Annotated in this window: 13 protein-coding genes; 8 read left to right on the forward strand and 5 right to left on the reverse strand. The window is 51.4% G+C overall.

Features of this window, described 5'->3' with window-relative positions:
- The first annotated feature begins 36 nt into the window (after positions 1 to 36).
- The 3 genes from panB to panD all read left to right on the forward strand — a co-directional run bounded on the left by panB (position 37) and on the right by panD (position 2,238).
- Positions 37 to 831, forward strand: a complete 795-nt coding sequence (gene panB / locus GZ59_RS16115) for a 3-methyl-2-oxobutanoate hydroxymethyltransferase (RefSeq protein WP_011094836.1) — start codon at positions 37 to 39, stop codon at positions 829 to 831.
- A gap of 154 nt (positions 832 to 985) precedes the next feature.
- The gene (panC, locus tag GZ59_RS16120; protein WP_011094837.1) at positions 986 to 1,840 is read left to right on the forward strand and encodes a pantoate--beta-alanine ligase; all 855 of its coding nucleotides are present in this window, start codon (positions 986 to 988) and stop codon (positions 1,838 to 1,840) included.
- A 17-nt stretch (positions 1,841 to 1,857) separates the two neighbouring features.
- Positions 1,858 to 2,238: an aspartate 1-decarboxylase gene (gene panD / locus GZ59_RS16125; RefSeq protein WP_005969017.1), complete on the forward strand. Its 381-nt coding sequence runs from the start codon at positions 1,858 to 1,860 to the stop codon at positions 2,236 to 2,238.
- 62 nt (positions 2,239 to 2,300) lie between these two features.
- Here panD and GZ59_RS16130 read toward each other — a convergent pair whose 3' ends face one another.
- Entirely contained in the window at positions 2,301 to 3,071 is a 771-nt protein-coding gene (locus GZ59_RS16130; RefSeq protein ID WP_011094838.1) for an ABC transporter permease, read from the reverse strand.
- Positions 3,068 to 4,006, reverse strand: coding sequence for an ABC transporter ATP-binding protein (locus GZ59_RS16135; RefSeq protein WP_011094839.1), 939 nt, complete (start codon positions 4,004 to 4,006; stop codon positions 3,068 to 3,070). The genes GZ59_RS16130 and GZ59_RS16135 overlap by 4 nt, the downstream gene beginning before the upstream one ends.
- A 262-nt stretch (positions 4,007 to 4,268) precedes the next feature.
- Here GZ59_RS16135 and can point away from each other — a divergent pair, with 262 nt between their 5' ends.
- On the forward strand, positions 4,269 to 4,910 hold the full coding sequence (gene can / locus GZ59_RS16140; protein ID WP_005969011.1) for a carbonate dehydratase: 642 nt from the start codon (positions 4,269 to 4,271) through the stop codon (positions 4,908 to 4,910).
- A gap of 59 nt (positions 4,911 to 4,969) precedes the next feature.
- On the opposite strand, the gene hpt is transcribed toward can, so the two are convergent.
- A complete protein-coding gene (gene hpt, locus GZ59_RS16145) occupies positions 4,970 to 5,503 on the reverse strand; it encodes a hypoxanthine phosphoribosyltransferase (RefSeq protein ID WP_011094841.1) in 534 nt (177 codons plus the stop codon).
- A gap of 152 nt (positions 5,504 to 5,655) precedes the next feature.
- Here hpt and GZ59_RS16150 point away from each other — a divergent pair, with 152 nt between their 5' ends.
- The gene (locus GZ59_RS16150) at positions 5,656 to 6,090 is read left to right on the forward strand and encodes a GNAT family N-acetyltransferase (RefSeq protein ID WP_011094842.1); all 435 of its coding nucleotides are present in this window, start codon (positions 5,656 to 5,658) and stop codon (positions 6,088 to 6,090) included.
- On the opposite strand, the gene GZ59_RS16155 is transcribed toward GZ59_RS16150, so the two are convergent.
- Both GZ59_RS16155 and GZ59_RS16160 read right to left on the reverse strand, forming a co-directional pair.
- Positions 6,091 to 7,176 (reverse strand): ABC transporter ATP-binding protein, encoded by a 1,086-nt coding sequence (locus GZ59_RS16155; protein WP_011094843.1) that lies wholly within the window; start codon positions 7,174 to 7,176, stop codon positions 6,091 to 6,093.
- A 4-nt stretch (positions 7,177 to 7,180) separates the two neighbouring features.
- Positions 7,181 to 8,866: an ABC transporter permease gene (locus GZ59_RS16160; protein ID WP_011094844.1), complete on the reverse strand. Its 1,686-nt coding sequence runs from the start codon at positions 8,864 to 8,866 to the stop codon at positions 7,181 to 7,183.
- 369 nt (positions 8,867 to 9,235) lie between these two features.
- Here GZ59_RS16160 and GZ59_RS16165 point away from each other — a divergent pair, with 369 nt between their 5' ends.
- The 3 genes from GZ59_RS16165 to speD all read left to right on the forward strand — a co-directional run bounded on the left by GZ59_RS16165 (position 9,236) and on the right by speD (position 11,395).
- Positions 9,236 to 9,583: a YacC family pilotin-like protein gene (locus GZ59_RS16165; protein WP_011094845.1), complete on the forward strand. Its 348-nt coding sequence runs from the start codon at positions 9,236 to 9,238 to the stop codon at positions 9,581 to 9,583.
- Positions 9,584 to 9,691: 108 nt separating this feature from the next.
- Positions 9,692 to 10,555 (forward strand): polyamine aminopropyltransferase, encoded by an 864-nt coding sequence (gene speE / locus GZ59_RS16170; protein WP_011094846.1) that lies wholly within the window; start codon positions 9,692 to 9,694, stop codon positions 10,553 to 10,555.
- 45 nt (positions 10,556 to 10,600) lie between these two features.
- Complete coding sequence (gene speD, locus GZ59_RS16175; protein ID WP_011094847.1) at positions 10,601 to 11,395, forward strand: adenosylmethionine decarboxylase; 795 nt, start codon at positions 10,601 to 10,603, stop codon at positions 11,393 to 11,395.
- Positions 11,396 to 11,552 lie beyond the last annotated feature (157 nt).

Consider the following 11,552-nt stretch of genomic DNA (forward strand, 5'->3'; position numbering starts at 1 on the left):
CTTGATTCTTCGCCCTATTGACATAGGAAGACCGTCATGAAACCGACGACTATCTCCCACTTGCGCCAATGGAAACAAGAGCAGCGAAAATTCGCTACGATAACGGCTTACGATGCCAGCTTCTCTCGTTTGTTTTTTGAACAAGGCATTCGCGTGATGCTGGTGGGTGACTCTCTGGGAATGACCGTGCAAGGTCACGACTCCACACTGCCCGTGACCACACACGACATCGTTTACCATACACAGTGTGTCCGCCGTGGCGCACCGCTGGCACTGGTTCTCTCCGATATGCCTTTTATGACCTACGCCACGCCGGAACAAACATTCAGCCAGGCAGCAGAACTGATGCGCGCTGGGGCGAATATGGTGAAGCTGGAAGGCGGAAGCTGGCTTGCCCCAACGGTAAAAATGCTGACTGAACGTGCCGTGCCGGTTTGCGGTCATCTGGGTCTGACTCCGCAGTCCGTTAACATCTTCGGTGGCTATAAAATTCAGGGCCGCAGCGAAAGCGATGCCAATCAGCTGCTGGCCGATGCTCTTGCGCTTGAAGAAGCAGGTGCTCAGTTGCTCGTGCTGGAATGCGTGCCTGTCGCGCTGGCCAAACGTGTAACAGAAGCGCTGTCTATTCCCGTGATCGGCATTGGCGCAGGCAACGTCACCGACGGGCAGATTCTGGTCATGCATGATGCTTTAGGCATTACCGGCGACAGCACGCCTAAGTTTGCCAAGAATTTTCTGGCGCAAAGCGGTGATATTCGCACGGCGGTACGCCTGTATTCACAAGAAGTCGAACAGGGTATCTACCCAGCCGAAGAACATTCATTTCATTAATCTAATGCTGGTTACTGAAACGTGAATTTAGGGGGAAACACGGTAATGAGGTTCCTGCAGGGATGCCTCACACAGTGGTAGCCCCCGAGATCTCGGGCCTAAACGATCGGCATTCATTCCACTAGTCAGGCTATTGTTGTTAAGGAGTATCGGTGTGTTGATTATCGAAACCCCTCTGCTGCTGCGCCGCGAAGTCCGTCGCTGGCGTCAGGAAGGGAAACGTATTGCTTTGGTTCCCACCATGGGTAATTTGCATGATGGGCACATGACGCTGGTCGATGAAGCCAGAGCGCGCGCCGACATCGTTATTGCCAGCGTTTTTGTCAATCCCATGCAGTTTGAGCGGCCAGATGATTTAGCCCGCTACCCCCGAACGTTGCAGGAAGACTGCGAGAAACTGAACCGCCGTGGTGCCGATCTGGTTTTCGCACCGAGCCCAGATGTGATATACCCAAATGGACTGGAGTCGCAAACGTTTGTCGATGTCCCCGGCCTGTCTTCTATGTTGGAAGGTGCCAGCCGTCCCGGTCATTTCCGAGGCGTAGCCACCATCGTTAGCAAGCTGTTCAATCTGGTACAGCCGGATTTAGCCTGCTTCGGTGAGAAAGATTACCAGCAGTTAGCGCTGATTCGGCAGCTTGCCCGCGATATGGGCTATGACATTGATATCGTTGGCGTCCCTATCGTGCGAGCAAAAGACGGTTTGGCATTAAGTTCACGTAATGGCTATCTCAGTGCTGAAGAGCGCCAACTGGCACCACAACTTTATCAGTTGATGATGGCGCTTTCGGCGCAGTTGGACAACGGCGATCGCCAGATAGATATATTGCTGGAGCAGGTAGCTGAGAAGCTGCGCGAAGCAGGCTTTACGCCTGATGAACTGTTTATCTGTGATGCTGATACGCTGCAACCGCTAAGCGCTGCCAGCACGCGTGCTGTGATTTTGATGGCTGCCTGGTTAGGCAAGGCTAGATTGATTGATAACCACCAGGTCGATTTGACTGTATGAACCGAGGTAACAAAGCGATGATACGTACCATGCTGCAAGGCAAGCTGCACCGGGTGAAAGTAACTCAGGCTGACTTGCATTATGAAGGCTCTTGCGCCATCGATCAGGATTTTATGGATGCCGCAGGCATTCTGGAATACGAAGCGATTGATATCTACAACGTTGATAACGGTCAGCGTTTCTCTACCTACGCCATTGCAGGCGAAAGAGGCTCACGCATTATCTCCGTGAACGGCGCCGCCGCTCGCTGCGCCTGCGTAGGCGACAAGCTGATTATCTGTTCCTACGTGCAGATGTCGGACGAACAAGCCAGAAGCCACAGCCCTAAGGTTGCCTATTTCTCTGGCGAGAATGAGCTACAACGTCAGGCCAAAGCCATTCCGGTCCAGGTCGCCTGATCGCTTTATCGATAAGCAAAAGGCGGTGTCACCACCGCCTTCTCATTTACAGAATTGACACACTACGTCCGCAACCCACGTCCGCGTTCAATCAGCCACCAGACCAGTAAATAAAACACTACGATAAAGGCAATCAGCACCGACATCGTGAACAGTAGCGGCACATCCTGAATCCCGAGGAAGCCATAGCGGAAACCACTAATCATGTACACCACCGGGTTCAGTTTGGAAACAGCCTGCCAGACAGGCGGCAGCAGCGTTAACGAGTAGAACACGCCGCCCAGATAGGTCAGCGGCGTCAACACAAACGTCGGAATCAGGCTGATATCATCAAAGGTTTTCGCAAACACCGCATTCAGTAATCCCGCCAGCGAGAATAGCGTTGCCGTCAGTAACAGCGTCAGAACAATGACCCACCAGGCATGAACATGCAAAGGAACGAAGAACAGCGACACGGCGGTAACCAATACCCCGACGCACACGCCACGCGCGATCCCCCCGCCAATATAACCCGCAATAATCACATGAGTCGGCACCGGCGCGACCAGCAGTTCTTCAATATTGCGTTGAAACTTGGCGCTGAAAAAGGAGGAAGCTACGTTGGCATACGCGTTGGTAATCACCGCCATCATGATCAGGCCCGGCACGATAAACTGCATGTAAGTGAAACCGTGCATTTCACCAATACGTGAGCCGATCAGGTTGCCGAAAATAATAAAGTACAGCGTCATGGTGATCACTGGCGGCACCAGAGTTTGAATCCAGATCCGCCCAAATCGGGTCACTTCTTTAACCCAGATACTCTGTAGCGCTACCCAATACAAATGCATCATGCCTTTTCTCCCTTACCGTTCACCCCGTCCCCATTAACCAACGAGACAAACAGCTCTTCCAGCCGGTTAGCTTTATTGCGCATACTCAATATTGTTATCCCTTGCGCGCTTAGCTGACTGAATAACGCGTTCAGTCCTTGCTCGCGCATCACATCCACTTCCAGCGTTGACGTATCCGTCAGGCGGAACGCATAACCCTCAATCTGTGGTAGCGGGCTTTTCGCCGCCAGATCGAAAATAAACGTTTCTGATTTCAGTTGAGCAAGCAACTGCTTCATCGAGGTATTCTCCACCAGCTCTCCCCGCTGGATGATCCCGATGTTGCGGCACAGCATTTCCGCTTCTTCCAGATAGTGCGTCGTCAGGATAATCGTGGTGCCCTGCGCATTCAGCTCCTTCAAAAAGCCCCACATGGAGCGGCGTAGTTCGATATCCACGCCCGCAGTGGGTTCATCAAGAATCAGCAGTTTAGGCTCATGCATTAACGCACGCGCAATCATCAGGCGACGCTTCATACCACCGGACAACATCATCGCTTTTTCGTCGCGTTTTCCCCACAAATCCAGCTGTTTAAGGTATTTTTCCGCACGCGGCAACGCATCCTGACGTTTCACGCCATAGTAACCCGCCTGATTAACTACAATCTGCAATACCGTCTCGAAAGGATTGAAGTTAAATTCCTGGGGGACCAACCCCAGCTGGCGCTTCGCATTCACTTTATCCAGCTCAAGATCGTAGCCAAAGACGCGAACTTTACCGGCGGTTTTGTTCACCAACGAGCTGATAATCCCAATCGTAGTGGACTTTCCTGCGCCATTCGGCCCCAGTAGCGCATAGAAATCCCCCGCCTCCACGTTCAGGTCGATCCCCCGTAACGCCTTGACGCCTCCCGCATAAGTTTTGGTTAGTTGCGCCAGTTCCAGTGCATATGTCATAAGAAATGGATTGCCTTATTATCAGTGAGTTCTACAGATTCGAAGTGTGACAAATAAATACTCTAAATAATTCAAGTTTCAGGAAGGCGGCAAGAGAAGGAATCCCGATGAGCTTACTCAAGTAAGTGATTCGGGTGAGTGAACGCAGCCAACGCACATGCAACTTGAAGTATGACGAGTATAAACTATCGTTTTTCAAACGACGTATGTTGCCTTATATTACTCCCCACTGCCCCTTGTTTGTCACAGGTCATTTACTTTCATGAAAGAAATTGAAACGCTCATCGCGAACAACCAGCTTTGGTCTAAAACGATGGTGGAAGAGGATCCTGGCTATTTTGAACGACTGGCGCAGGCACAACGACCCCGTTTTCTATGGATTGGATGCTCGGACAGTCGCGTACCTGCGGAAAGTCTGACCAGCCTTGAGCCTGGTGAACTGTTTGTTCACCGTAACGTCGCAAATCTGGTCATTCACACCGATCTCAATTGCCTGTCAGTTGTACAGTATGCTGTCGAAGTTCTCGAAGTCGAACACATCATCATCTGCGGCCACTACGGCTGCGGCGGTGTTCAGGCGGCGGTGGAAAACCCAGAGTTGGGTTTGATTAACAACTGGCTGCTGCATATCCGTGATTTGTGGTACAAGCATAGTTCGCTGCTGGGGGAATTGCCTCCCGAACAGCGCCTGAATACACTCTGCGAAATCAACGTTGTCGAGCAGGTTTATAACCTCGGCCACTCCACGATCATGCAGTCCGCATGGAAGCGTGGGCAGAAAGTCACGATCCACGGTTGGGTTTACGGTATTCAGGATGGCCGTCTGCGCGATCTGGAAGTGACTGCGACCAATCGGGAGACGCTAGAACAGCGTTATCGCCGCGCGATTTCCACCCTGTCTTGATTCGCTGCCCGACGCCCACTCGCTGGGCGTCGCTCACCGCATCGGCCTTATCTTGACCATTATTCTTGCGGAACAACCTTACCGACGTAAGGTAAATGGCGGTAGTGCTGAGCATAGTCGATGCCGTAACCCACGACGAACTCATCAGGGATCGAGAACCCAACCCATTCCACTTTAACCGCAACTTCACGGCGCTCTGGTTTGTCCAGCAGCGTACAGATAGCCAATGATTTCGGCTCACGCAGTTGCAGAATTTCCCGCACTCGGCTCAGCGTATTGCCCGAGTCGATGATATCTTCAACGATCAATACGTCTTTACCGCGAATATCTTCATCCAAATCTTTCAGGATTTTAACATCGCGCGTACTGTTCATACCGCTGCCATAGCTGGATGCCGTCATAAAATCCACTTCGTGAGGGACATCGATCGCCCGGCACAAATCAGCCATAAAGATAAACGATCCGCGCAAGAGCCCCACCAGTACCATATCGCTGCCGCTATCACGGTAATGTTCGCTGATCTGTTGCCCCAGTTCGGTAACCCGCGCCATCACTTCCTGCTCAGAAATCATGACTTCCACGGTATGTTTCATCATACTGATAACTCTTTGAAGTAAGGTATTCAGCATCATCGACAAAATGACAAACTCATTATCGATGATGCGCCAATGCTGACGTTTAAATCAGTCTGGGCAGTGCCCAAGCGCGCGAAGTATATCAGAAACCACACCATGAAGGAGACATCATGAGCACACCACCCGTGGATGTTTGCTACAAAGTGAACGCCCCGCTTTCCAGCCAGCAGTTCGTTGAGCTATTAGCGAAAACCTCATTGGGACCGCGTCGCCCGCTGGATGATGAGACGGCGATTACAGGTATGCTTAAGCACGCCAACCTGCTGGTTTCCGCATGGCAAGGGGAGACACTGGTTGGCATTGCGCGCAGCGTGACAGATTTTCATTTTTGCTGTTATCTGTCCGATCTGGCGGTGTCAGACGACTTTCAGCATGCGGGGATAGGGAAGAAGCTGATTCAACAAACCGCTCAGCAGCTGGGGAAAGGCTGCAAAATCATTTTGCTGGCCGCACCGCTGGCGGTGGATTACTACCCGAAATTAGGATTTGAAAAGCACAACAGCGCCTGGCTCATGGCTGCATCAGATCTGCACTCAGAGGCGTAATCATTTCATTTCGGGGCTTTCAGCCGTATTGTTGACGGTCGGTAAAGCAGGATACAAGACTGGAGGATCCGTCTTAATGCTTAAACGCACCTGCTGTCCTGGTTCAAACCAGTTGCCGGTCTGCACCAGCAGCATCAGTTCTCCCAGCTTCACCCGATACAAGTTTGATGTGCCCATAAATAATCGATCTTCGATCGACGCAGGACCATCGGGATCGAGCGCAAGCGCCACATCTGCCGGACGCACCATCCAATCGCACGGCGAATCGATCGACTGGTTGAGCGGATGTGTCGCGTGATGATCGCCCAATGGGCTCTGCCATTGATGGTCGCTCATAATTTTCACGGGTAAATAGTTCGTATTCCCCATAAAATCAGCGACAAAGCGGCTGTTCGGGCGGTGGTACAGTTCGGATGGATAACCCTGCTGCATAATCTTCCCTTCATCCAGCAGAATTAGATGGTCGGCGCAGGCAAAGGCTTCCTCTCGGTTGTGTGTAGCAAAAACCGCCGCGACATGGCGCTGTTTGAGAACCTGCCGCAACTCAGTGATCAGGCGATAACGAGTCTGGCTGTCCAAACCGGGAAATGGCTCGTCCAGCAACAGCAGTTTTGGTTCACAGGCCAGCGCACGGGCAATCGCCAAACGCTGTTGCTGTTCATTAGATAGCTCGTGTGGATAACGCGCAGCGACATCGTCCAGTTGCAACAGCGCCAGCATCTCCGCACAGATTGGCTTCACCTCGCTTTCCGGGCGGCCATATAAACCAAACGCAATGTTGCCTTCCACGGTTAGATGCGGAAAAAGCGCGTAATCCTGAAAAATCAGTCCAACCTGACGTCGTTCAGGCAAGACGTATTCCTGCGGTGAGCTGATGGGCTCTCCCTCCAGCAAGATCTTGCCCTGAGTAATCGGCAGCAGGCCCGCGATCACCTGCAATAGCGCCGTTTTACCGCTACCGTTCCTACCCAGCAGACAGATAGTCTCATCATCGCGCACGGCAAATGAGATGTTCTCCAACACAGGAGACTGCTGCAACGAACAACTTACCGCCTGAACGCTCAGAATATCTATCGACGCGGCCATGTGATTATCCTTTTATATTCAGTGCGCGATTCAGCCAGAAAACCGGTATCAGCCCCACCGCGACTAACACCAGCGCAGGAAAAGCAAATGACGCAGCCTGCTCACTCGCCGTAAAGCGAAAAACATACGTTGCCAACGTATCAATCCCAAAAGGACGCAGCAGCAGCGAGATATTCAGCTCTTTCATGCTTTCCGTGAAGATCAACAACGCTCCGATGAACACACTGCGGCGCAACAGCGGAATATGCACGCGTGACCAGCGGCTAAGGGGAGAAGCCCCCAGAACAAGACTCGCGCTGTCCAGCGACCTTGGAATCGCTTCCATACTGCGCTCAAGACTGTCCAGCATCAGGCGTCCAAATTTAACGCTGTAGGCAACCATGAGAATAAATAGCGACCCGGCCAGCAAAGCATCCGCAGTGGGCAGCCCAGCTGCGCTGGCAAGGAAATTAATCCCGCGATCCACCAGCGACAGTAAGGTAAATAGCCCAACGGCCAGTACCGCACCAGGTAAAGCAAAACTCAAACTAACCAACCGAACTGGCGTCTGATTGGCAAACACGCCAGCCGTGCGCGTGTAGAAGATAAATGACAGTGCCATTAGCGTAATGATGATGGTTGCCGTGGCTGACGCCAACAGGCTATTCATCACCGCGTGAAGAAACGCCATATCCCATATCGACATCATGTGTCGGATAGCGAGAAAGAGTAGATATAGAACCGGGAGCAGGAACGCCAGACAAACGACACCCCAGCAATAACTGCGAACCGCCCTGCTGCGCCACCCGCCCAATGCAGGCGGAATGCTCAGAGAGGAATTTGCTTGAGCTTGATAAATTTTCTGCTTCCGACGCCAGAGATTAACCAGAAACATCAAGATAAAGATCGCGGGCAGAATCAACACACCAAGGCGCGCGGCCGCCCCCAAATCGCCCTGTCCCTGCCAGATATCCAGCACCTGTGTTGTCATGGTTGGAATACCTAGATAAGACGCCGCACCATAATCGCCCAGTGTCTCGACCACGACTAACGCACTACCGCAGGCAATCGCCGGCAGTGCAATAGGTAAACATAAGCGGCGGAATACCTGAGCGCGCGTCTGATTCAGTAAACGAGCTGAATGAATCAGACTGGCAGGCTGTTTCACCAGCGCCTCACGCACCAACAGGTAAATGTAGGGATACAACACCAGCGCCAGTACCAAACTCACGCAGCCGAGTGAAACGGGTAGCCCAGCAACGTGGAATTCTCCCCACGGCGATGCAATCAACAACCCTCCTTCCCGCAACCACAAGGAAAGATGACGTAACGCATCGGTATAAAGGTAGGCGAGCAGGAAAGCGGGCATCGCAAGCGGCAGGCAAAGCGCCCATTGCAACACGCGATGGCCGGGAAAGCGGTACATGGCGATAAACCAAGCCGAAGGCAGTCCAAACAGTAAACTGAAGAAAAGCGTGCCGATCGCGATGATCGCAGAATGTATCAGGTAGGTGGGTAAACCGAGTTGCCACAGTTGGGTAAATCCCAGCCCGCCGGCAAAAAAAGCCTGATAAAAAACCGTCGCTAAAGGAAGCAGCAACAGTCCCGCCAACAACCAACTACTGACGCGCCAGACACCGGAGATCATAGAATAAAAACTGTATTGGATGAGATCGCTGTTATTAATAACAGAGCCTGACAGCGGCGTCATCGTATCAAACAGCGATAAATAGGCTCTAATCCTGCGATTAACCCAAGATGATTTTCATCACTTAGCATCGATAAAATAAATACTATTTATTTCAACAAATTATGCTTGTACGTCTTTAATCTTCTCAGCGCGCGTTTTTTATCGCCATCGCCTAAATAATTCAAGTTACAGAGTAAAACGTGAGTATTTTGAACAACGCAAAGCGTGAGTCCGACAAGATGAGGTCCACGGATGAGTAAAGTAACAAGACCAACGCCCATACAGCTTGAAGAATAACGGGGGATATCAGATGTTTCCCGTAAGAAAATTTGGAACCTCATGGGATATCTGTGATAACGTCATCTGACGATATTTGGAACAGGTTCAACCATGAAAAACTCTGCGCTGGCTCTGCTCCTGCTAAGCCTGATGAGCTTCTCTTCCGCCAGCAAGGCGCTGAATGAATTTGAAGCGGAAGATCTGGCCGATCTGACCGCAATCTTTGTTTATCTGAAAAACCACTGTGGCTATCAAGACCTGCCGAATGAACAGATTCGTCGAACGCTGGTTGCATTTGCTCAGCAGAATCGCTGGGACCTCAGCAACTACAACGCTTACGACATGACGGCGATGGGTGAAGACAGCTATCGCGACCTCAGTAAAATCGCTATCCCGACACCGAAGAAATGTCAGTCTCTGGCACGTAATTCACTTGGTTTGCTCTCCTACGCGCAGTAATTTCCCTGCACCTCCGCACTGACTGAAATTTGACCGTGCAAGCGGCAAAAGAGTCGGCTATGATGGCGCGCCAATTTTCATGGCTGTTATCGCGGAGGAAGCCCTAACATGTCCCAGAAAGAAATTTGGTATGAAACCCTGCATGCCAACTTTGGTCAGTATTTTTCGGTCGATCGCGTGCTATATCACGAGAAGACCGATCATCAAGATCTCATCATCTTTGAAAACGATGCATTAGGCCGCGTGATGGCGCTTGACGGCGTGGTGCAAACCACCGAACGCGATGAGTTCATCTATCACGAAATGCTCACCCACGTCCCTCTTCTGTCACACGGCAACGCCAAACGCGTACTGATTATCGGTGGCGGCGATGGCGGCATGCTGCGGGAAGTCAGCCGACACCACGGCGTCGAACAAATCACGATGGTGGAAATCGATGCTGGCGTGGTGGAATTTTGTCGCCAGTATTTGCCCAACCACAGCGCCGGTAGCTATGACGATCCGCGTTTTAATCTGGTGATTGATGACGGCGTTAACTTCGTCAGACAGTGCAGCGAAAAGTTTGACGTCATAATTTCCGATTGCACCGACCCCATCGGCCCCGGCGAAAGCCTGTTCACCTCAGATTTCTATCAGGGTTGTGCCCGCAGTCTGAACGAAGGCGGGATTTTTGTCGCTCAGAATGGCGTGTGTTTCCTGCAACAGGATGAAGCCATCGGCAGCCATAAAAAACTCAGCCACTATTTCAATGATGTCAGCTTTTATCAGGCCGCAATCCCGACTTACTACGGCGGCATTATGACTTTCGCCTGGGCCAGCAATAACCCGGCGCTGCGCCAGATGGACATCGTAACTCTGCGCCAACATTTCGCGCAATCAGGCATCACCTGTCGCTATTACACACCTGATGTTCACATCGGCAGCTTTGCCCTGCCACAGTATCTGTTGAGTGCGCTACAGAATGCGCAATAACCCATCACTTAGGGTAATCACACAACCACAAGGGGGTGACGTAAATTGCACAAGCTGAAGCTACACGGCTTTAACAACCTGACAAAAAGCCTGAGTTTTTGTATCTACGATATCTGTTACACCAAAACGGCCGACGATCGCGATGGTTATATCGCCTATATCGACGAACAATATAATGCTAACCGTTTAACAGAGATCCTCACTGAAACCTGCTCAATTATCGGTGCCAACGTTCTTAACATCGCGCGTCAGGACTATGATCCACAAGGCGCCAGCGTAACCATTTTGGTCAGCGAAGAACCTATCGATCCACGTGACGTGGATACCTCAGAACACCCAGGGCCGCTGCCCAACTCCGTCGTTGCACATCTGGATAAAAGCCATATCTGCGTTCATACCTACCCAGAAAGCCACCCCGAAGGCGGGCTTTGCACCTTCCGGGCAGATATCGAAGTTTCTACCTGTGGCGTGATTTCACCGCTGAAAGCGTTGAACTATCTCATCCACCAGCTTGAATCCGATATTGTGACTATTGACTATCGCGTGCGAGGATTCACCCGTGATATCAATGGAGTAAAACATTTCATCGATCACCAGATCAACTCTGTCCAAAACTTCATGTCCGAGGATATGAAGTCGCTCTATCACATGATGGACGTGAACGTGTATCAGGAAAATATCTTTCATACCAAGATGTTATTGAAAGACTTTGACCTCAAGCATTACCTGTTCAACGTCAACCCTGAAGAACTCAGCGCTGCCGAGCGGAAAAGAATTACCGATCTGCTGTATCACGAAATGCAGGAAATCTATTACGGCAGAAACCTGCCCGTCCTGTAATCGATCGCCAAAGGCAGCGTTGCTGTCTGATACTGATGACAAAGCCTGCCGGGCGGTAATAACGGATAGATCGTAAAGACGCTGTGAATACATCCCTGTACGCTCGAACCGCGACATCCTTGTCGCGGACGCTTTACTCTTCTATTCCGTTACTACC

Source organism: Pectobacterium atrosepticum (assembly GCF_000740965.1).
GTDB lineage: Bacteria > Pseudomonadota > Gammaproteobacteria > Enterobacterales > Enterobacteriaceae > Pectobacterium > Pectobacterium atrosepticum.

Coding starts and splice junctions, on each gene's coding strand:
- panB (WP_011094836.1), top strand. CDS start 37: ATGAAACCGACGACTATCTCCCACTTGCGCCAATGGAAACAAGAGCAG.
- panD (WP_005969017.1), top strand. CDS start 1,858: ATGATACGTACCATGCTGCAAGGCAAGCTGCACCGGGTGAAAGTAACT.
- GZ59_RS16130 (WP_011094838.1), bottom strand. CDS start 3,071: ATGATGCATTTGTATTGGGTAGCGCTACAGAGTATCTGGGTTAAAGAA.
- GZ59_RS16135 (WP_011094839.1), bottom strand. CDS start 4,006: ATGACATATGCACTGGAACTGGCGCAACTAACCAAAACTTATGCGGGA.
- can (WP_005969011.1), top strand. CDS start 4,269: ATGAAAGAAATTGAAACGCTCATCGCGAACAACCAGCTTTGGTCTAAA.
- hpt (WP_011094841.1), bottom strand. CDS start 5,503: ATGAAACATACCGTGGAAGTCATGATTTCTGAGCAGGAAGTGATGGCG.
- GZ59_RS16150 (WP_011094842.1), top strand. CDS start 5,656: ATGAGCACACCACCCGTGGATGTTTGCTACAAAGTGAACGCCCCGCTT.
- GZ59_RS16155 (WP_011094843.1), bottom strand. CDS start 7,176: ATGGCCGCGTCGATAGATATTCTGAGCGTTCAGGCGGTAAGTTGTTCG.
- GZ59_RS16160 (WP_011094844.1), bottom strand. CDS start 8,866: ATGACGCCGCTGTCAGGCTCTGTTATTAATAACAGCGATCTCATCCAA.
- GZ59_RS16165 (WP_011094845.1), top strand. CDS start 9,236: ATGAAAAACTCTGCGCTGGCTCTGCTCCTGCTAAGCCTGATGAGCTTC.
- speE (WP_011094846.1), top strand. CDS start 9,692: ATGTCCCAGAAAGAAATTTGGTATGAAACCCTGCATGCCAACTTTGGT.